At 73.6% G+C, this 18,619-nt stretch carries 19 protein-coding genes; 7 read left to right on the forward strand and 12 right to left on the reverse strand.

Features of this window, described 5'->3' with window-relative positions; genetic code table 11:
- The 4 genes from ABD241_RS08660 to ABD241_RS08675 form a co-directional block, all read right to left on the reverse strand.
- Window positions 1-499 (reverse strand): alpha/beta hydrolase-fold protein (locus tag ABD241_RS08660; RefSeq protein ID WP_344060634.1); only part of this gene is annotated, 499 nt, incomplete at its 3' end.
- Window positions 500-559: 60 nt separating this feature from the next.
- Window positions 560-1,711 carry an alpha/beta hydrolase gene (locus ABD241_RS08665; RefSeq protein ID WP_344060637.1) on the reverse strand — a complete coding sequence of 384 codons (1,152 nt, stop codon included), beginning with the start codon at window positions 1,709-1,711 and terminating at the stop codon, window positions 560-562.
- Window positions 1,708-2,697, reverse strand: a complete 990-nt coding sequence (locus ABD241_RS08670; RefSeq protein ID WP_344060640.1) for a Type 1 glutamine amidotransferase-like domain-containing protein — start codon at window positions 2,695-2,697, stop codon at window positions 1,708-1,710. The genes ABD241_RS08665 and ABD241_RS08670 overlap by 4 nt, the downstream gene beginning before the upstream one ends.
- A 14-nt stretch (window positions 2,698-2,711) precedes the next feature.
- A complete protein-coding gene (locus tag ABD241_RS08675) occupies window positions 2,712-3,941 on the reverse strand; it encodes an ATP-grasp domain-containing protein (protein WP_344060643.1) in 1,230 nt (409 codons plus the stop codon).
- 180 nt (window positions 3,942-4,121) lie between these two features.
- On the opposite strand from ABD241_RS08675, the gene ABD241_RS08680 reads away from it, so the two are divergent.
- Window positions 4,122-4,733, forward strand: a complete 612-nt coding sequence (locus tag ABD241_RS08680) for an HdeD family acid-resistance protein (RefSeq protein WP_344060646.1) — start codon at window positions 4,122-4,124, stop codon at window positions 4,731-4,733.
- 140 nt (window positions 4,734-4,873) lie between these two features.
- On the opposite strand, the gene ABD241_RS08685 is transcribed toward ABD241_RS08680, so the two are convergent.
- The 4 genes from ABD241_RS08685 to ABD241_RS08700 are packed head-to-tail and all read right to left on the reverse strand — an operon-like array spanning window position 4,874 to window position 8,365.
- Complete coding sequence (locus ABD241_RS08685) at window positions 4,874-5,488, reverse strand: response regulator transcription factor (RefSeq protein ID WP_344060649.1); 615 nt, start codon at window positions 5,486-5,488, stop codon at window positions 4,874-4,876.
- Complete coding sequence (locus ABD241_RS08690; RefSeq protein WP_344060652.1) at window positions 5,485-6,585, reverse strand: sensor histidine kinase; 1,101 nt, start codon at window positions 6,583-6,585, stop codon at window positions 5,485-5,487. Before ABD241_RS08690 ends, ABD241_RS08685 begins: the two co-directional genes overlap by 4 nt.
- Window positions 6,582-7,328 carry an ABC transporter permease gene (locus ABD241_RS08695; protein ID WP_344060655.1) on the reverse strand — a complete coding sequence of 249 codons (747 nt, stop codon included), beginning with the start codon at window positions 7,326-7,328 and terminating at the stop codon, window positions 6,582-6,584. Before ABD241_RS08695 ends, ABD241_RS08690 begins: the two co-directional genes overlap by 4 nt.
- On the reverse strand, window positions 7,325-8,365 hold the full coding sequence (locus ABD241_RS08700) for an ABC transporter ATP-binding protein (protein WP_344060658.1): 1,041 nt from the start codon (window positions 8,363-8,365) through the stop codon (window positions 7,325-7,327). Before ABD241_RS08700 ends, ABD241_RS08695 begins: the two co-directional genes overlap by 4 nt.
- Window positions 8,366-8,475: 110 nt before the next feature.
- Here ABD241_RS08700 and ABD241_RS08705 point away from each other — a divergent pair, with 110 nt between their 5' ends.
- The 5 genes from ABD241_RS08705 to ABD241_RS08725 are packed head-to-tail and all read left to right on the forward strand — an operon-like array spanning window position 8,476 to window position 12,117.
- Complete coding sequence (locus tag ABD241_RS08705) at window positions 8,476-8,922, forward strand: SRPBCC family protein (protein WP_344060661.1); 447 nt, start codon at window positions 8,476-8,478, stop codon at window positions 8,920-8,922.
- Window positions 8,923-8,968: 46 nt separating this feature from the next.
- Window positions 8,969-9,316, forward strand: a complete 348-nt coding sequence (locus ABD241_RS08710) for a lycopene cyclase domain-containing protein (protein WP_344060664.1) — start codon at window positions 8,969-8,971, stop codon at window positions 9,314-9,316.
- Window positions 9,309-9,731, forward strand: a complete 423-nt coding sequence (locus ABD241_RS08715; RefSeq protein ID WP_344060667.1) for a lycopene cyclase domain-containing protein — start codon at window positions 9,309-9,311, stop codon at window positions 9,729-9,731. The genes ABD241_RS08710 and ABD241_RS08715 overlap by 8 nt, the downstream gene beginning before the upstream one ends.
- Complete coding sequence (locus ABD241_RS08720) at window positions 9,713-10,525, forward strand: class I SAM-dependent methyltransferase (RefSeq protein WP_344060670.1); 813 nt, start codon at window positions 9,713-9,715, stop codon at window positions 10,523-10,525. The genes ABD241_RS08715 and ABD241_RS08720 overlap by 19 nt, the downstream gene beginning before the upstream one ends.
- Window positions 10,522-12,117 carry an FAD-dependent oxidoreductase gene (locus ABD241_RS08725; protein WP_344060672.1) on the forward strand — a complete coding sequence of 532 codons (1,596 nt, stop codon included), beginning with the start codon at window positions 10,522-10,524 and terminating at the stop codon, window positions 12,115-12,117. The genes ABD241_RS08720 and ABD241_RS08725 overlap by 4 nt, the downstream gene beginning before the upstream one ends.
- A gap of 63 nt (window positions 12,118-12,180) precedes the next feature.
- On the opposite strand, the gene ABD241_RS08730 is transcribed toward ABD241_RS08725, so the two are convergent.
- From ABD241_RS08730 to ABD241_RS08745, 4 genes are read right to left on the reverse strand one after another with little or no spacing between them, the layout of a single operon-like run.
- Window positions 12,181-13,224, reverse strand: coding sequence for a Rieske (2Fe-2S) protein (locus ABD241_RS08730; protein WP_344060675.1), 1,044 nt, complete (start codon window positions 13,222-13,224; stop codon window positions 12,181-12,183).
- Window positions 13,221-14,135, reverse strand: coding sequence for a phytoene/squalene synthase family protein (locus ABD241_RS08735; RefSeq protein ID WP_344060678.1), 915 nt, complete (start codon window positions 14,133-14,135; stop codon window positions 13,221-13,223). Before ABD241_RS08735 ends, ABD241_RS08730 begins: the two co-directional genes overlap by 4 nt.
- Window positions 14,132-15,649 (reverse strand): phytoene desaturase family protein, encoded by a 1,518-nt coding sequence (locus tag ABD241_RS08740; RefSeq protein WP_344060681.1) that lies wholly within the window; start codon window positions 15,647-15,649, stop codon window positions 14,132-14,134. Before ABD241_RS08740 ends, ABD241_RS08735 begins: the two co-directional genes overlap by 4 nt.
- Window positions 15,634-16,809 carry a polyprenyl synthetase family protein gene (locus ABD241_RS08745; protein ID WP_344060684.1) on the reverse strand — a complete coding sequence of 392 codons (1,176 nt, stop codon included), beginning with the start codon at window positions 16,807-16,809 and terminating at the stop codon, window positions 15,634-15,636. Before ABD241_RS08745 ends, ABD241_RS08740 begins: the two co-directional genes overlap by 16 nt.
- A 156-nt stretch (window positions 16,810-16,965) precedes the next feature.
- On the opposite strand from ABD241_RS08745, the gene ABD241_RS08750 reads away from it, so the two are divergent.
- A complete protein-coding gene (locus ABD241_RS08750) occupies window positions 16,966-18,489 on the forward strand; it encodes a molybdopterin-dependent oxidoreductase (protein ID WP_344060687.1) in 1,524 nt (507 codons plus the stop codon).
- Window positions 18,490-18,619 lie beyond the last annotated feature (130 nt).

The raw sequence follows: 18,619 nt of genomic DNA on the forward strand, positions 1-18,619 counted from the left end.
AGCGCAGCGGCGAGCTGAAGTAGAGGTCGTCGTTGACGTGGCCGCCGATGAACTGCTCGATGGCATACGTCCCGCTCATGCACACGGCCGACTGCACGAGCTCGGGGTAGCGGCACGTGATCGCGAGGGCGTTGAAGGCCCCGATCGACGCCCCGGCCACCGTCACCGGCAGCAGGTGCCCGCCCAGGTCGGAGTGGATCGCCGGGATGACCTCGCGCGCGATCGCCTCGTGGAAGGCGTTGAAGAGCGCGAGGCGGTAGTCGGGGCTGCCGCGGCGCTCGGCGAGCGCCCGGCCCGCGACGCTGTCGACGGAGTAGACCTTCGCCCGGCCGGCCGCGAGGAGCGGCTCCAGGTGGGCGATCATCTGGTTGCGCTCGACCTCCTCGGCGTCACCGCCGGCGGTCGGGAAGAGCAGCACGGGCGACCCGTAGCTGCCCCACCTCGCGACGCTGAGGTCCTGGCCCAGGCGGTCGGAGTACCACCGGTCGGTCACCTTCATGCGGGCTGCTCCTGTCTGCTGACGGCTGGTCTGCTGCTGGTCGGCTGCTGGTCGGGTCGGTCACTCGTAGACGAACTTCTGGGGTCCGGGGAACAGCCACGAGAGCGCGTCGCCCAGGCGGTCGCGCCAGTTCTCCCAGTTGTGGCCGTCGCGCGCCTCGGTGTAGCGCACCTTCATCCCGGTGTGGCGGAACACCGGCACCATCGACCGGTTCGGGGTGATGAGCGGCTCGTAGACGCCGCACGACATGTAGATGCGGTCGACGACGGCCGTCGGCCTGGCCCGGAAGCGGTTGACGAACTTCACGACCGGGTCGAACGCCGGGCCGCCGCCGTGGTCGAAGCCGATGTCGGTGAAGACGAGCGAGGCCGACTGCAGCAGCAGCGAGCCGAAGACGCCGGGATAGCGCACCGCCACCGACAGCGCCGCGATCCCGCCGAACGAGCTGCCCATGAGGCACCGCGCCTCGGGGGCGTCGATGAGCGGCAGTCGCTCGTTCAGCAGCGGCACCAGCTCGCGGGCGACGAACCGGGCGTGCGGGGCGTGGTTGGGGTACTCCTTGAGCCGGTCGCGCGGTGAGACGAAGACCGCCACGAGCGGGTCGACCTCGAGGCGGTGGATGAGGTTGTCGAGGACCGTCTTCATGGCCGCGAACGCGAGGTAGTCGCCGCCGTCGTGGACGATGAGCAGCGGGTAGCGCTGGGCCCGGTTGAAGCGGGCCGGCAAGTAGATGGTGACCGGCTGGTCGCGGCGCAGCGCCCGGCTGCGGACCGTCTCCTCGACGAGCGTGCCCTCACGGGCCTCCGGGTCGTGGGCCACCCAGTCGGGCACGCGGTAGCCGACGGCCGCGCACACCGACGACGACCCCATCGGGCTGTGCGCGAGGCGGGAGTTCAGCGGGTCGTTGAACCGCTCGTAGTGCTCGCCCTTGCGGATCTCGATCTGGTACTCGACGCGCGAGCCCTCGGGCAGCACCGTGGTCACCGCCCACAGGTCCGACTCGCCGATCCGCTTGAGCGGCAGGGGGTCTGGCAGGCCGACGACGCGGTGGCGCACCCACACCTCGTCGACGTCGCCGCGGAAGAGGAACGTCGCGCGCTCGCCCTCGATGATGGGGCTGCCGAAGCGCTCGAGGAACCGGTCGATGGCCGGCCCGTCGAGGGGCTCCTGGGCACGCAGCCGGTTGACGGCGAGCCGCTCGACGGGGCTCATGCGGCCTGCACCACGGACACGTGACCGTCGGCCTGCACGACACGCGCCCCTGCCGGGACCACCGGCGCGCCTCCGGACGTGGCGGCACCCTCGGCGCCACCTTCGGCGCCACCCTCGGCGCCGTGAGCGGCGTCGTGGTGGAAGCGCACGACGGCGCCGTCGTCGAGCAGCAGCAGCCGGTGCTCGACGAAGCGGCGGGCGAGGCGAGCCATGTGCTCGCGGTCGTCGAGGCGCAGGCGCCGCTTCGCGTGCGGCAGCGCGATGACGCCGGGCAGCCGCCCGAGCCCGCGGTCGTGCAGCTCGGCCGCGGTGACCCCGTGCGGGGCGAAGTCGTGGAAGAGGACGACCTCGTCGGTCAGGGCCATCGCCCCGGCCGACCAGGCGACGACCACCTGCTCCGGCCGGAACGACACGTCGAAGAGGCGCAGCGTCTCGAGCAGGACGCGCACGTTGCCGCCCGCGACGACGACCCCCTCGCACTCGGCCAGCACCGCGCCGATCTCCCCGCGGTGCCACCCGATGATGCCGCTGCTGTCGGGTGACGTCGCGGCACGGAGGGAGGCGTGCAGCTCGGCGACCGCGGCGGCATACCACTTGTCGACGTCGCGAACGGACTCGATCGCCGCCTCGGCCGCCCACGGCCGGACGTCGTGCAGCGAGGTGCGGTGCGCGACGGCCTCGACGGCGTCCATCGCGCTCTGCAGCCGGATGCCGTAGAAGGCGCGCAGCTCGTCGACGCTCTCGCGGAACTCGCGCAGCGCGGTGGCGACCTGCTCGTCCTTCTCGAGCACGTCGGTCATCCGGTGGTGCAGGCCGAGGTTGACACCGCGCCCGTCGAGGTGGCCGGCGAGCTCGAAGTCGTCGGCCTCGCGCTCCTCCCAGCCGGCGTTGACCATGGCGATGCGCCCGGTCAGGTCGAGGCTGCGCACGACTGCCCCGACGGTCGTCGTGAAGCGTTGCGGGCCCAGCAGGATCGTCGTCGACATCTCGGCGGCCGCGCTCAGCCGGCGTGCACGTGGACGGTGCGGCCGATGTCGTCGAGCATGGCGCGGGCCGTGTCGTAGTCGGGGTGGCGCACCCGCACCCACGCGTTGGCCATGTAGCCGGCCTCGACCGCCTGCGTGCCGTGCCCGACCGGCGGGAAGTGCCCGTCGATGACCCACTCGCCGTAGCGGGCCTGGATCTCGTCGATGCCGCTGTAGCCGCTGATCGACCCGTCGCGGTCGGGGCGCAGCGCGACGATGCCGGCGGCATACGTCCGCTTCATCTGCTGCTCCGGCGCGCGGTGCGTGATCACGTGCGCCCACTCGCGGTAGACGTCGACCTCGTTGGCCGCCGAGTAGAGGTCCCACGCGCCGACGCCCGGCGGGCGGCAGCCGATCTCGCTGAAGCGCAGGCCCTTCGGGCCGTAGAACCACTCCATGTGCGTCGCCGACGTCTCGATGCCGAGCGCCTCGATGACCCGACGGCCCAGCTCGCGCACCTCGGCGTAGAAGGCGTTGCCCGGCTCGTCGATGCGGTTGGTCGTGATGAACTGCGGGGAGATCCAGCGGTGGCGCATCGCCTCGAGGACGTTGGGGTAGTAGTGCGTGGCCCAGTCGTGGACGACCCGCCCGTCGAGGGTGATGGTGTCGTAGAAGCCCTCGTGCCCCTCGACGAACTCCTCGATGGCGATCGAGGTGGCGCCCTCGCGGCCGTAGGCCTGCAGCGCCTGCTCGAGCTCGTGGTCGTCGTCCACGCGGACGGTGCCCTGGGCGCCGGCGCCCGCGCGCGGCTTGAGGATCAGCGGGTAGCCCTCGCGCCGCGCGAAGTCGCGCGCCTCGGCGGCCGACTCGATCGCGGCGCTGGCGGCGGTGGGGACCCCCGCCTGCCGCAGCACCTCCTTCATCGACGGCTTGTCGCGACACAGCCAGGTCGTGCGCACGCTCGTGCCGGGGATGCCGCACGCCTCGCGGACCTGCGCCGCGGGCATGGTGTGCGACTCGACGACCGCCTCGAGGCCGTCGATCCACACCCGGTCCTGGAAGTAGCGCACGGCCTGCACCATCTGGTCGACGTCGGTGACGTTGCCGACGCGGTAGTAGCCGCGCAGCGCCCCGCGCACCTCGCCGTCGAGGTGCGCCTCCTCGGTCTCGCCGATGCCGTAGACGTTGGCGCCCACCGCCGCGAGCGCATGCACGAAGCGGCGCTGGTTCGCCGGGAACGACGGCTCCACGAAGATGATGTTCACGCGCCCGACGCTATCTGCCGGCCGGGACCCTCGCCACGGCTGGCGCGCGGCGTCGCCGCCACTTCCGAGCACGTATGCCGGGTGGCCGGGCCTTGCGCAAAAGCCCCCGACGGCCGCGCGGGCGGCGTGACACTGGAGGTGCCGCACCTCGGGCGACACCTTCACCCTCAGGAGGAAGCCATGTCGAGCTCCGCACCGCACCGACCGACCTCGAGCGCCTGGGCCACGACGACGGGGAGCTCCGGGCCGCCGACGCTCTGGTCCGGCGCGGTGGTGGCCATCGGCGTCATCTCGGTCGTCCTCGGCATCGTCGTGCTCATCTGGCCCAAGGCGACCCTGCTCGTCGTCGCCATCATCTTCGGGCTGCAGCTCATCGCTGCCGGCGCCATCCGCGTCGCCGTGACGAGGGAGCTGCCCAGCGACCCGGGCTGGGTGAGGCCGGTCTCCATGGCGCTCGGCGTCCTGACGATCATCGCCGGCATCGTCTGCCTGTTCCGGCCGGGCGCCTCGCTCTTCGTCATCGCGATCCTCATCGCGGTGGGGTGGATCGCCGAGGGTGTGGCCGCGCTCGCCCACGGCTTCGCGTCCGGCCGATCCGCCGGGGCCCGGGTCTTCCTCTTCATCTTCGGCGCCATCGCGATCGTCGCGGGCATCGTCGTGGCCGCGTGGCCCGCCGAGACGCTGGTCATCCTGACCCGGGTGGGCGGCATCCTGCTCATCGTCCTCGGCGTCGCCGAGCTCGTCACGGTGTTCGTGGCCCGGCGCGCCTCGAACCGGCCGGTGGCCGCCTGAGGGCTCGGGGCGGCATACGTCCCCGGGCGGCGCGCGGGCCCGGGGCCCACCGTGGAAGGTCGCACCCCCACCAAGGGGGGCGACCTTCCACGCTCATGTGGCTCAGGATCGCGGGAGGCGCGGCCCCGCTTCGACCCGGCTCACAGCCAGCCGCGCTCCTGGGCGACCCGGGCGGCGCCGGCACGGGTCGCGGTGCCGGTCTTGCCGATGGCCGAGCTGAGGTGGTTGCGCACCGTCCCCGGCGAGAGGTGGACCACGCCGGCGATGGCGGCGACCGTCCCGCCGCCGAGCGCCACGCGCAGCACCTCCCGCTCGCGCTCGGTGAGCGGGTTGGCGCCGTCGACGAGGGACTCGGTCGCCAGCGACGGGTCGACGACGCGCAGGCCGGCGTGCACCCGGCGCACCGCCTCGGCGAGCTGCCGCGCGGGGGTGTCCTTGACGACGAAGCCCGACGCCCCTGCCTCGAGCGCGCGGCGCAGGTAGCCGGGCCGGCCGAACGTCGTCACCACCAGGGTGCGCACACCGGGCAGGGCCGCGCGGACGGCGGCCGCGGCGGCGATGCCGTCCTGGCCGGGCATCTCGATGTCGAGCAGGCACACGTCGGCGCCGGACGCCCGCGCCGCCTCCACGACCTCGTCGCCGGTGCCCACCTCGGCGACGACCTCGAGGTCCGGCTCGAGCGCGAGCAGGGCGGCGAGCGCCCCACGCACGAGCGCCTGGTCGTCTGCGAGCAGCACCTTGATCGTCTCGCTCACAGCGTCACCTCCAGCTCGGTCCCGTGGCCCTGGGGCCCGCTGCCGATGGTGAGGCGGCCGCCCGCGGCCTCGACCCTCTCACGGAGACCACGGATGCCGTTGCCCTCGGGTCGCCCGCCGAGGCCGCGCCCGTCGTCGCGCACCGTCATGCCGTCCGCCGCCAGCTCGACCCAGCAGGTGTCGGCGTCGCTGTGGCGCACGACGTTGGTGACGGCCTCGCGCAGCACCCAGGCGAGCACGGTGCGGTGGCGCGGGTCGACGGCGCTGGGGTCCTCGGGCACGTGCCCGTCGATCCCGGCGCCGGCGAGGGCCGCCCCGGCAGAGGCGAGCTCGTCACCGAGCCGGGCCACGCGCAGCCCGCCGACCGTGGCGCGGATCTCGGCGAGCGCCTGGCGGCTCAGGGCCTGGATCTCGAGCAGCTCGGCCTTGGCGCGGTCGGGGTCGAGGTCGACGAGGCGCTCGGCGAGCTCGGCCTTGACGGTCACCACCGTCAGCGAGTGGCCGAGCACGTCGTGGACGTCCCGGGCCACCCGCTCGCGCTCCTCGACGATCGCGAGGTCGCGCGACATGCGTTCGTAGTCCTCGCCGCGGTCGGAGACGAGCCGCACGCCGCCGGTCATCACCCCGACGGCGAAGACGATGATCGCCACGCTCCACGTCCCCTCGTCGGGGCTCGAGAACATCGCCGCCGCGCCCGCCGCGAGAGTCGAGGCGACCCCGACGGCCATGGCCCACAGCAGCGGCAGCGCGAACATGCCGAATGCCACGACGAAGGGCAGGAAGCCCAGGCTCGCGGCGCCGATGAGCGGTGCCGTGCCGACCGTGCAGCCGAGCAGGACGAGCAGGTATGCCGCCGCCCACCCGGTCGTCGCCCGTCCCCGCCGCATCCGCTCGAGGTCCTGCGACCCGCGCACGTAGGCGACGGCGAAGACGACGACGAGCACGAGGCCCAGCACGACCTGCCAGAGCGGGTGGGGCTCGGTGACGAGCGCGATCACCGGGAAGACGAGGAAGACGAGCCAGACCCCTCGGACCACCCATCCGTAGCGCTCCCACGGGTTGCGCACGGACGCCCGCTCGTCGCACACGTCCGTCACTGCCGCTCCCGGCCCCTGCGCACGAAGTAGGTGGCGAGGGCGCCGAAGACGAGCGTCCACACCACGACGTTGGTGATCGGCAGCCACAGCGGGTCGCGTGAGCCGTCGGTGAGCCACCCCTCGGTCAGGGGGTAGCGGGCCAGGGCCGCGTAGCCGTAGAGGGGCGTGAACTTGGCGAACGCGAGCAGGCCGCCGGACAGCGGCACGAAGAGGTTGCCGAGGAAGGCGAAGACGACGATGGAGCCGGACGCGGCGCCGGCCGACGCCTCGGACTGGAACGCGGTGCCCACGAGGAGACCGTAGACCGCGAAGACGGACGAGCCCACCAGCGCGAGCAGCGCGCTCAACGCCCAGGCGGACGCCGAGCCCCTGGCACCCGTGGCGACCCCGAGCGCATACGTCAGCGCGACGGGCACCGCCGCGACCGTCATGGCCACGAGGGCCTTGCCCGCGATGTAGGCGGAGTCGGCGAGCGGGGTGAGCCCGAGCTGCCGGCCCCAGCCCTGGACGCGTTCGACGGCGGCGTTGGCGCTGACGCTCGTCGCGGCCAGGACGGCGCCGTAGGCGGCCATCGTGATCATGACGTACATGGCGACGTTGCCGTTGCCGATGTCGGCGCCCTTGGCGTCGACCGTCGCTCCGAAGATGACGTAGAAGAAGGTCGGCAGCACCGCCGTGAAGAACATGGCGCTCCAGTTGCGCGTGATGCGGCGCAGGTCGAGCAGGACGAAGGTGGCGTTCATCGGACGAGCTCCTTGTCGACCGGTGTGGTCGGTGCGGTCGGTGCGGTCGTTGCAGTCGGTGCGGTGGCGGCGGTTCGGGTGGAGCGGGAGGCGCCGTCGGTGAGCGTCATGAAAGCCTGCTCGAGGCCGGCCGCGACGACCTCGAGGTCGGATCCTCCGGCGTCGAGGAGGAAGCGGGCGACCGCGTCGGAGTCGCTCGCGGTGACCACCGCGCGTGCACCGCGCTCCTCGACGGACGCGACACCCGGCAGGGTCCGCAGGTGCGCGAGCAGCTCGCCGGCCCGGTCCTGCGGGAGCGTCGCCGAGACGATGCGGCCGCTGGCGCGAGCGCGGATCTCGGCCGTGGTCCCGTCGGCGACGACCCGTCCTCCGGCGACCAGCACGATCCGGTCGGCGAAGGAGTCGGCCTCCTCGAGGTAGTGCGTCGCGAAGACCACGGTGCGCCCGGCGCTCGCGTCGGCGTGCATCGCGTCCCAGAAGTCCCGGCGCGCGGTGACGTCCATGCCGGCCGTCGGCTCGTCGAGCACGAGCAGCGGCGGGTCGGGCAGCAGCGCGAGGGCGAAGCGCAGCCGCTGCTGCTCACCGCCCGAGCACTTCGAGACGCGCCGGCCGGCCAGCGGTCCGAGCCCGGCACGCTCCATCACCTCGTCGACCGGGGTGTGGGCGGCATACGTGGACGCGAGCATGCGGACCGTCTCGCGGACGGAGAGGTCGCGCAGCAGCCCACCGGTCTGCAGGACGGCCGAGACGAGGCCCGAGACGACGGCCTCGCGCGGGGCGCGGCCGAAGACCTCGGCGGTGCCGCTCGTCGGCGAGGTCAGCCCGAGCACGACGTCGAGCGTCGTCGTCTTGCCGGCGCCGTTCGGGCCGAGGAACGCGACGACCTCGCCGGGCTCGATCCGCAGGTCGATGCCGTCTACGGCACGCACGGCCGGCCCACGGGAGCCCCGCCGGGAGGGGAAGGTCTTGACGAGCGAGCAGAGCTCGACCGCCGGCGCCCCCGAGGAGCCGGCGGTCGAGAGAGGGGTGGTGGTCATGGGTGCAACTGTGCCGTTCGTCCGACGCCGGTGGCAGCGGTGATCGTCACGTCCTTCGCATGACAGGTGTCACGGCCTCGGCGGCGCTGACGACCAGACAGACTGGGCCCATGGCGACCTTCACGGTGCACCTCGACTCGACCCTTCCCGCGCCGGAGGCGTGGCGACGCGTGCTCGACCTGGACGCGCACACCGCCGTCATCCCGCTGACGACGGTCACCGGTGAGGCGATGAGCGCCGACGAGCTGGTGCCGGGGTCGCGGTTCGTCGCGCGCACGGCCGTCGGCCCGGTCGGCTTCGACGACGTCATGCTCGTCGAGTCGATCACGCAGCCGGGCGCCGACCAGGCCGGCACCGCATGGATCCAGAAGGAGGGCAGGGTCGTCCGCGGCTCCATCGACCTGCGGATCACCCCGGCCGCGTCGGGCTCGACCGTCGAGTGGTCGCAGCAGATCGGGGTGCTCGGGGTGCCCCGCTTCCTCGACCCGGTCGTCGCCCGCGTGGCCAAGGCCGCCTACGGCAGCACGCTCCGGCGCCTGCTGGAGCGGCGACGTTAGGCTGTGCGCACGGCCGACGGGCCGGCGACGACTGGAGGACTCGGCGGTGGATCGCTACCAGTACCTGCTCCTCATGGCGGGCTGCCTGGCGATCACCCTGCCCCTGGAGTACCTCCTGCGCGCCCGCGTCTACCGGCGGCCCGGCCTGCTCGTCACCGCCCTCGTGCCGGTCGTCGTCGTCTTCTCGGTCTGGGACCTCGTCGGCATCCGGCGCGACCACTGGAGCTACAACCCGGCCTACGTCACCGGCCTCGACCTGCCGGGCGGTATGCCGATCGAGGAGCTCGTCTTCTTCGTCGTCGTCCCGATCTGCGGGCTGCTGACCTACGAGGCCGTCGGCTGGGTGCTGTCGGTGCTGCGGCGGCTGCGGCGGCGGGAGGCCGGCGATGCGTGAGTACACCGTGCTGGCGGTCCTCGCCGTGCTCGCCACCATCGCCCTCGAGCGGTGGTCGGGCACCCGGGTGTTCGCGCGGGCGCAGTTCTGGATCAGCATGGCCATCGTCTTCGGCTTCCAGGTGCTCGTCGACGGCTGGCTCACCAAGCTGAGCGCCCCCATCGTCCTCTACTCGCCCGACGAGTTCCTCGGCATCCGCTGGCCCTGGGACGTGCCGGTCGAGGACTACCTCTTCGGCTTCGCCATGGTCGGCGGCGCCATCATCCTGTGGGAGCGCGCCAAGCAGCGGCGGCAGGCCCGAGCTGCCGGGTCGGGCGCCACCGGAAGGGCCGGAGCCTCCGGGGCCACCCGGACCACCGACACCACCAGGGCCGCACCGGCCCACGAGGAGGATGCATGCTCCAGGGACCAGTAGCCCGCTGCGAGGACGTCCCGGAGGCGTTCGACGACGTGGCCGAGCGCTACGACCTCATGGTCGGCCTCAGCCCCGGCTACCACCGCCAGCTGCGGTCCTCGGCCCACGCCCTGGCCCGGGCGGTTCCGTCCCCACCGGCGCACGTCCTCGACCTCGGCTGCGGCTCGGGTGCCTCCACCGCCGCCCTGGTGCAGGCGCTCACCGTCCACCACGGCCCCGAGCCGACGACCGTCGTGCTCGGCGTCGACGGCTCGGAGGGCATGCTCGCGAGCGCCCGCAAGAAGCGGTGGCCGGCGACGGTCTCCTTCGCCCAGGGCCGGGCAGAGGCCCTCGGGGAGCACCCCGAGCTCGAGGCGGCCCGTGCGGCCGGCGGCCTCGACGGCGTGCTGGCGGCCTACCTCGTGCGCAACGTCCCCGACCGCGACGCAGCGCTCGGCGCCATCCACGACGAGCTGCGTCCCGGCGGCGCGCTCGTCGTCCACGAGTACTCCGTCCGCGGTCGCATCATCCCGACGCTGCTGTGGACGCTCGTGTGCTGGGGCGTCATCATCCCGCTGGGCTGGCTGACCTCGCGCAACACGAGCCTCTACCGCTACCTGTGGCGCAGCGTGCTGCACATGGACTCAACCGCCGAGCTCGAGCAGCGCCTGCGCCGTGCCGGGTTCGAGCGCGTCACCACGCACCCGGTGCCTGGCTGGCAGCGCGGCACCGTCCACACCGTCGTCGGCCACAAGCCGCACGCGGCCACCCCGACCGACGCGGCGACCGACGCGACGTCGGGGAGCATGCCGTGACGCCGCTCCGGGGTGCCCGCGCCTGGCAGCCGGGCCTCGACCCGCGCGCAGAACGCCACCTGCCGCAGCCGCCGCTGTCTTCTGGGAGCGGTTCTGCCGGGAACGGCTCTGCCGCAACGGGGCCCGTCCTCGTCGTCGGCGGCGGGATCGCCGGCCTGACGGCGGCCACCGGTCTCGCGGAGCGCGGTGTCGACGTCGTCCTCGTCGAGCGCGAGGCGACCCTCGGTGGACGGGTGCGCTCGTGGCCGGTCGACGCCGACGCCGCTGCCGAGGCCCCGGGGCTGACGATGAGCCGTGGCTTCCACGCCTTCTTCCGGCAGTACTACAACCTGCGCGCCCTGCTGCGCCGCGCCGACCCGGGCCTGGAGCGGCTGCGTCCGGTCCCCGACTACCCGCTGACGCTGGCCGACGGGCCGACCGACTCCTTCGCCGGCATCCCGCGCACCCCGCCGCTGTCGATCGCCGCCTTCGTGGCGCGCAGCCCCAGCTTCCCGATCTCGGCCCTCGCCAAGGTCGACATCGGGGCAGCCCTCGGCCTGCTCGACGTCCGCTTCCCGCAGACCTACTCCGAGCTCGACGGGGTCAGTGCCGCAGAGGTGCTCGACCGCCTGCACTTCCCCGACCAGGCCCGCCACCTCGCGCTCGAGGTCTTCGCCCGCAGCTTCTTCGCCGACCCCACGGACTTCTCCGGCGGCGAGCTCGTCGCGATGTTCCACACCTACTTCACCGGATCCGCCGAGGGCCTGCTCTTCGACGTGCCCGACGACGACTACGACAGCGCCCTGTGGCAGCCGCTCGCCCGGCACCTGACGGGCCTTGGCGTCGAGCTCCGCACGGGCACGTCGGTCACGCGGCTCGAGGAGTCGGCGGACGGCATACGCGCCGAGCTCGACGACGGCAGCTCGCTCACCGTGAGCGACGTCGTGCTCGCCACCGACCGGGCCACGTTGCAGCGGCTCGTCGGCGAGGCCACGTGGCTCGGCACCCCGACGTGGCGCGACGCGCTCGCCACCCAGCGCGTCGCGCCACCCTTCGCGGTCTGGCGGCTCTGGCTGGATCGGCCTGCGGCACAGGGCAGCCCGCTCTTCCTCGGCACGAGCGGCTACGGCCCGCTCGACAACATTACCTTCGTCGACCAGATGGAGGCCGGTGCGGCCGCCTGGGCGGAGCAGTCCGGCGGGTGCGTCGTCGAGGTGCACGCGTATGCCGTCCCGCCGGGCACCGAGGAGGCGACCCTCCGCGAGGTGCTGCGTCGCGAGCTGCACCGCCTCCACCCCGAGCTCGCCACGGCGACCGTGGTCCACGAGGAGTGGCAGCTGTCGCAGGACTGCCCGCTGGCCGGCACCGACCCCTGGGCCGACCGGCCCGGCGTCGTGACGCCCGACCCGCGGGTGGTCCTCGCCGGCGACGGGATCCGGTGCGAGCTGCCGGTGGCCCTCATGGAGCGTGCCGCCACGACCGGCTGGCTCGCTGCGAACGCCCTGCTCGCCCGCCGCGGCCTGGCCGGCCACGAGCTGTGGACCGTGCCCATGCGCGGGCGCGGCCAGTCGGTCGCGCACTCCGCGCGGCGGCTGCTCGGCGCCGCGCGCTGACGACGACCGGCTGACGTCGACGGACTGACAGCGAGCGGCTGACCGCGACCGGCGGACGGGACGTCAGTAGCCGTAGGTCTCGCCGCGGTCGCGCAGCAGCCAGCGGCGCTCGGCGTAGGCGAGGTCGTCGACCCAGAGCCGCCGGGCGGTCGAGGCGACGGCCGGGCGCAGCAGCGGGGCGAGCGACCGGGCGACCGCGAAGCCCTTGCGGTCGGAGTGGGCGATGGTCGCCTCGGTGACGACGGTCGTCGGGCGGCCGCTGCGGTCGCGGCCGACGAGTGTCGCGTGGGTCTCGACGACGCTGCCCTCACCCTCACCCTCGACGATCGTCATGACGATGGTGCGGGCGTCGGGGCAGGTGAACTCGGCACGGACGGGGACGGCATACCGCCGGGTCACGCGGAAGGCGACGTCGACGACGAGGCGGTCGTCGGACGAGGCGGCGTCGTCGACGGTGAGGTGGCTGAAGGCGTAGGGGTGGTACCACGTGCCGTGCCACGGGTCGAGGCGGTTGGCGATGACGTCGGACGGCTCGCACGTGCCGCGCAGCGCGACGACCGTCGCGAACGACGCCTCGGCCGGCGGGCGCACCGGCAGGGCCGGCGCATCGGTCGGTTCCTCACCCTCGGTGGGCAGGCGCACCCACAGCAGCACGCCGTCGTCCTGGGCGGGGAAGGTGAGCCAGTCGCGGCGGACGCCCGGCCCGAGCGCCAGCCCGTGCCAGCGGCAGTAGACCTGGTCGTGCATGACCTCGCAGTCGTCGAGCAGCGCGCCGAGGTGCGGGCACGTGCCCGGTCCGGCGAGCAGGCTGCCGTCGCCGGCACGCCAGAGGACGATCTCGCGGCCGCCGACGGTGCGCGTCACGGAGCGGGTGGTGCCGACGTCGGTGGAGGCGCCGATGACGTGCCAGCCGCCGGGGTTGCGGCCCTGGGCGTCGAGGAAGGAGCGGCGGATCCGCGACGGGCGCGCCTGCCGCCACGTGCCGGCGAGCCGGTCGCGGGGCTCCTCGGGCATCAGGCGCAGCGGGTTGGGGCTGCGGCGCTCGCGTGCCGCAGGGCGGCCGGCGGCGCGGTCGACGTGGGCGACGAGGTCGTGGGGCAGGCTCATGGGGTGACCTCCTGGGGCTGGGCAGGGCGGGCCGGGCCGAGGACGAGGACGCGGGCGGACAGCGCGGCCTTGTGCCACGTGGGCACCCGGGCGCGTCCGGTGAAGACGTCGTAGTCGCGGGCCTCGATGCGCTCGAGGATGCGCGCGTAGAGGGTGCGGGCCGTCGACACGCACCGCGCGGACGCGGCAGGGAGCAGGGGTATGCCGGCATCGGCCTCCCGGTAGAGCGCGCGGTTGCGCTCCACCTCGAAGCGCATGAGCTCGCGCCACTCGGGCGTCACCCGGCGGGCGGCGGCGTCCGCGCCGAACCGGCGCAGGTCCTCCTGCGGCACGTAGACCCGCCCCCGGTCGAGGTCCTCGCCGACGTCGCGCAGGAAGTTCGTCAGCTGGAAGGCGAGGCCGAGGGCACGGGCCGGCCCGAGCGCCTCCGGCGAGCGGGGCTGCAGGACAGGAAGCATCATCTCGCCGATGACGGCGGCCGAGCCGTCCATGTAGCCGAGCAGGTCGTCCCACGTCTCGTAGGTCGTCGTCGTGAGGTCGAGCGCCATGGCCCCGAAGAAGCGCTCGAAGCACTCGTCGGCGATGCCGCACGAGCGGACGCTGTGGCCGATGGCGGCCAGGACCGGGTCGTCGGTGGGCTCCCCGTCGGCCACGCGCCGGAAGGTCGCGGCGAGCTCGTGCAGGCGGGTCGCCGTCGTGGCGACGTGCGCGGGACTCGTCGCCCCCTCGTCGTCGACGATGTCGTCGGCGAGACGGCACAGGGCGTAGACGGCATAGACGTGACGGCGGCGCTCGGGGGGCAACAGGAGCGCGCCCCAGTAGTAGGTCGTGCCGTAGCGGCGGGTGATCTGCGCGCAGCGCCGGTAGCCCTCGGTCAGGAGCGGATCGGCTTGCGTCGCAGTGCTTCTCACAGACGTCCCCTGACGGCCGGCGGTCGGGGCCTCGGCCCCGGGAGGTAGGCGTCGACCCGGTCGGCGGCGAGCTTGCCGCTGACGAGCACCATCGGCACGCCGACGCCGGGCACCGTGCCGGAGCCGGCGAAGACGAGGCCCGGGACGCGGCGCTCGAGGTTGCCGGGCCGGAACGGCCCGGTCTGCAGGAAGGTGTGCGCGAGCGCGAACGGCGTGCCCTGGTGCATGCCCATCTGCTGCCACTCCAGCGGGGTCACGAGCTCCTCGGTGAGGATGCGGTCGGGGTAGCCGTTGGCGGTGAGGAAGCCGTGCAGCCGCTCGCGCATCGGCTCGCGCTCGCGGCTCCAGTCGATCGTCGAGCTGAGGTTGGGCACCGGCTCGAGGACGTAGAGCACGGAGTCACCGTCGGGCGCGAGCCCCGGCTCGGTCAGGGTCGGCACGGTGACGAGGCGCGACGGGTCGGGCATGAGCCGGCGGTCGTCGATGAGTGCACGGAAGGCGCCGTCCCAGTCGGCGCCGAAGTGGATGTTGTGGTGGGCCGTGCCCGGAGCCGGGGCCCCCGAGGCGCCGACGTGCCACACGACGGCCGAGGGCGAGTACGTCCCGGACCGCACGACCCGCGGCGCCTTGAGGTCGGGCAGCAGCTGGTCGTAGGCGGTGGGCAGGTCGAGCGTGCACACGACGGCGTCGGCGCGCAGCCGCTCGCCGGAGTCGAGCTCGACCCCCGCCACCGCGCCGCGGCGGTCGCGGACGAGCCGCGTGACGCTCGTGCCGTAGCGGATGTCGGCGCCTGCCTTGCTCGCCGCGGTGGCGAGCGCCGCGGGCACGGCGTCCATGCCGCCCTCGGGCCACCAGACGCCCTCGATGCTGTCCATGTAGGTGATGACCGCGTAGAGGGCGAGCGCGCTCTCGGGCGACAGGCCGGCATACAGCGCCTGGAAGGAGAAGAGCCGGTGGAGGCGCTCGTCGCGGAACCACTCGCGGATCACGGGGCCGAGGCGGCGGAAGCCGCCGAGCCGCAGCAGGCGCGCGGCGGCTCGGGGGTTGCCGGCGAGGTCGAGCGGGCTGTCGAAGTTGGCGTCGATGAAGTGCGGCATCTCGACGCGGTAGAGCTTGCGCAGCCAGTCGGCGAAGTCGACGAAGGAGGCAGCATCGACGCTGCCGCACATGGCGGCGATCTCCTCGCGCATCGCCTCGACGCCGTGCCGCACCATGATCTGGCTGCCGTCGTCGAAGAGCGCGCGGTAGGCCGGGTCGAGCAGGCGCATCGGCAGCGCGTCGTGCAGCGAGGTGCCGGCCGCGGCGAGGGCGTCACCGACGAGGTCGGGCATCGTCATGACCGTCGGGCCGGTGTCGAAGGTGAAGCCGTCCCGGCGCAGGCGAAGGCCCCGGCCGCCGGCGGCGTCGTGGCGCTCGACCACGGTCACGTCGTGGCCGCGGCCGACGAGGTGGCAGGCCGCCGCCAGGCCCGAGAGCCCGGCGCCGATGACGACGACGCTCACGAGTCGCGCCACGCGATCAGCTCGGCGAGGCTTCGCAGCTCGGCGACGGCCCCGGGTTCGAGGTCCGCGCCGTCCAGTGCCTCGCAGGCGAGCCGGACCTCGGTGGTGATGCGCTGCTCGGTGCGGTCGAGCACCCCCGCCTCGCGCATCAGCTCCTGCAGCACCGGGACCGTGTCGGGCGTGACGACGCCCTGCTCGCCGAGGTGCTGCTCCGCGACGTCGGGCGGCAGCGCCTCGCGGGCCTCCGCCAGCAGCACCGTGGGCTTGCCCGAGAGGAGGTCGTCGCCGACGGGCTTGCCGGTGCGGGCGGGGTCGCCCCACACGCCGAGGATGTCGTCCCGCAGGGCGAACGCCTCGCCGAGGTGCGTGCCGTAGACGTCGAGCGCCGCGAGCACGTCCGGCTCCGCGCCGGCCGCGAGGGCGCCGAGGTGCAGCGGCCGCTGGACGGTGTAGGCGCCGGACTTCAGGCGCGCGACCCGCCGGGCGCGCTCGAGGTCGCGGCGCCGGGCGGCGGCCCCCGTGACGTCGAGCAGCTGGCCCTGGACGAGCTCGCGGAGCATGTCGGACCACGCGCGGCGCAGGGGCGGCGCGCAGCCGGCGGCGAGGTCCCACGCCTCGTTGAGGGCCAGGTCGCCGAGGAGGATCGCGATGCTGTCACCGAAGAGCGTCGGGTCGCCGAGCCCGCCCGCGGAGACGTGCGCACGCGCCGCCTCGACGTGGGTGGTCGTGCGGCCCCGGCGCGAGTCGGAGCGGTCCATGACGTCGTCGTGGACCAGGGCGAAGAGGTGCACGAGCTCGAGCGCGGCGCACATCGCGACCAGGTCGTCGGCGGCGGCGCGGTCGGGACCGTGCGCGGCTGCCCAGCCCCAGTGGCACATCACCGGCCGCAGCCGCTTGCCCGCAGTCGGGAGCAGCCAGGCCCGCAGCAGCTGCGGGAAGTCGTCCGTCAGCACGTCCGGCGGCTCGGGGGACCGTTCGCGCCACTGGGCCTCGAGCCGCTCGCACACCTGCTCGAGGAGCTCGTCCGTGCGAGCGAGGGTGTGGGCCGGACTCTGCAGGGCCGAAACGCGCCCGGCGTCAGCAGGATCCGGGGCGACGCCACCGGCTGGGGACCGACCGCCGTGGGGCAGCACGAAGCCTGAGCCCGCCTGCATCGACACCTGCGAGGTCATGCAGCCGGCCGGGGTGCGGCGGCTCTGTACGTCGGCGACACATGCCTACCTTGTGCCACAGCGGCACCACCGGCAAGTGGGGTGTCCAATGTTGGCGCATATGTGAGAGGACATCTCGCGCAATCCGTGCGGTGGCTCCGCACCGAACTCCCACCCATGACGCGCCTCCGACTCGCCCTCAGCGGGATCCTCGCCGCGGTCGCCGGCATCGCAGCCGGCCACCTCGTCGCGAGTTTCCTCGCACCTGCCTCGTCACCGGTCCTCGCCGTCGGCTCGACGGTCATCGACCTGACACCGACTCCCTTGAAGGAGTGGGCGATCGCGACCTTCGGCACGAACGACAAGGCGGTCCTGCAGGGGTCGGTCCTCGTCGTGACGCTGGTGCTCGCCGCGCTGGCCGGCCTGCTCAGCCGGCGCCGGACGGCATACGCCGTCGGGTTCATCGTCGTGCTCACGGGACTCGCCGGCGCTGCGGCGCTCCTGCGGCCCGCCGCACGCCCGCTCGACGTCGTGCCGGCCGTCGTGGCCATGGCCGTCGGGGTGACCACCCTGCTCTGGCTGACCCGTCTGGCGGGTCGATCCTCGGCGGATGCCCCCGACCGGGTGGTCTCCGCCGCCGGCGGCACGTCGGGCCGGCGGGGCTTCCTCGCCGGCGCGCTCGGCGTCACGGCCCTCTCGATCCTCGCGGCCGCCGGGGGCCAGCTGCGCAGCGGCGCCCAGACCATCAAGAAGGTCGTGCTCCCGGCCGCCGCCGACAAGGCCGAGCCGCTGCCGACGGGCCTGGAGACGACGGTCCCGGGCGTCTCCCCGCTGCGCACGCCGACCGAGAAGTTCTACCGCGTCGACACCAACCTCACCGTCCCGAAGGTCGACGTCGACTCGTGGACGCTCGAGGTCGACGGGATGGTCGAACGCCCCTTCACCCTGACCTTCGCGGAGCTCGCGGCGCTGCCGCTCATCGAGCGCGACATCACCATGACGTGCGTCTCCAACGAGGTCGGCGGCGGCTACATCGGCGCCGCCCGCTGGCTCGGGGTCCGGCTCACCGACGTGCTCGACCGCGCCAGGGTCAAGGGCAGTCCCGACCAGGTGCTCAGCACCGCCGTCGACGGCTTCACCATCAGCACGCCGCTCGCCGCCGTCCGCGACGGCCGGGACGCGATGGTCGCGATCGGGATGAACGGCGCGCAGCTCACCGACGTCCACGGTTTCCCCGCGCGGCTCATCACCCCGGGCCTCTACGGCTTCGTCGGCGCCACGAAGTGGCTGACGAAGCTCACCCTGACGACGTATGCCGCCGAGCAGGCCTACTGGACGAAGCGGAAGTGGGCGACGGACGCCCCCATCAAGACGAGCGCGCGCATCGACACGCCGGCGCCGCTCTCGACGATCAAGGCGGGTCGCACCGCCATCGGTGGCGTCGCCTGGGCGCAGCACCGCGGTGTCGGCACGGTCGAGGTCAAGATCGACGACGGAGCCTGGCAGCAGACGCGGCTCGGCCCGGACGTCGGCATCGACTACTGGCGCCAGTGGTACCTCCCGTGGGACGCCACACCGGGGCTGCACCGCCTCTCGGTGCGGGCGACCGACCGCCAGGGCCGCCTGCAGTCGACCGAGCGCGCCACGCCGTTCCCCGACGGGTCGAGCGGCATCCAGGAGGTCGTCGTGACCGTCGCCTGACCACCGCCCCGCGGTCCAGCGCCCGCTTCCCGGCACCCACACCGAACATCGGCACGTTTGCGAAAAAACCTGTCGTACAGGCAATCCGGGGCCAGAGCGGCTCCGAACTCCTGATGACACAGCAAGACCA

Source organism: Terrabacter lapilli, from assembly GCF_039531305.1.
Lineage (GTDB): Bacteria > Actinomycetota > Actinomycetes > Actinomycetales > Dermatophilaceae > Terrabacter > Terrabacter lapilli.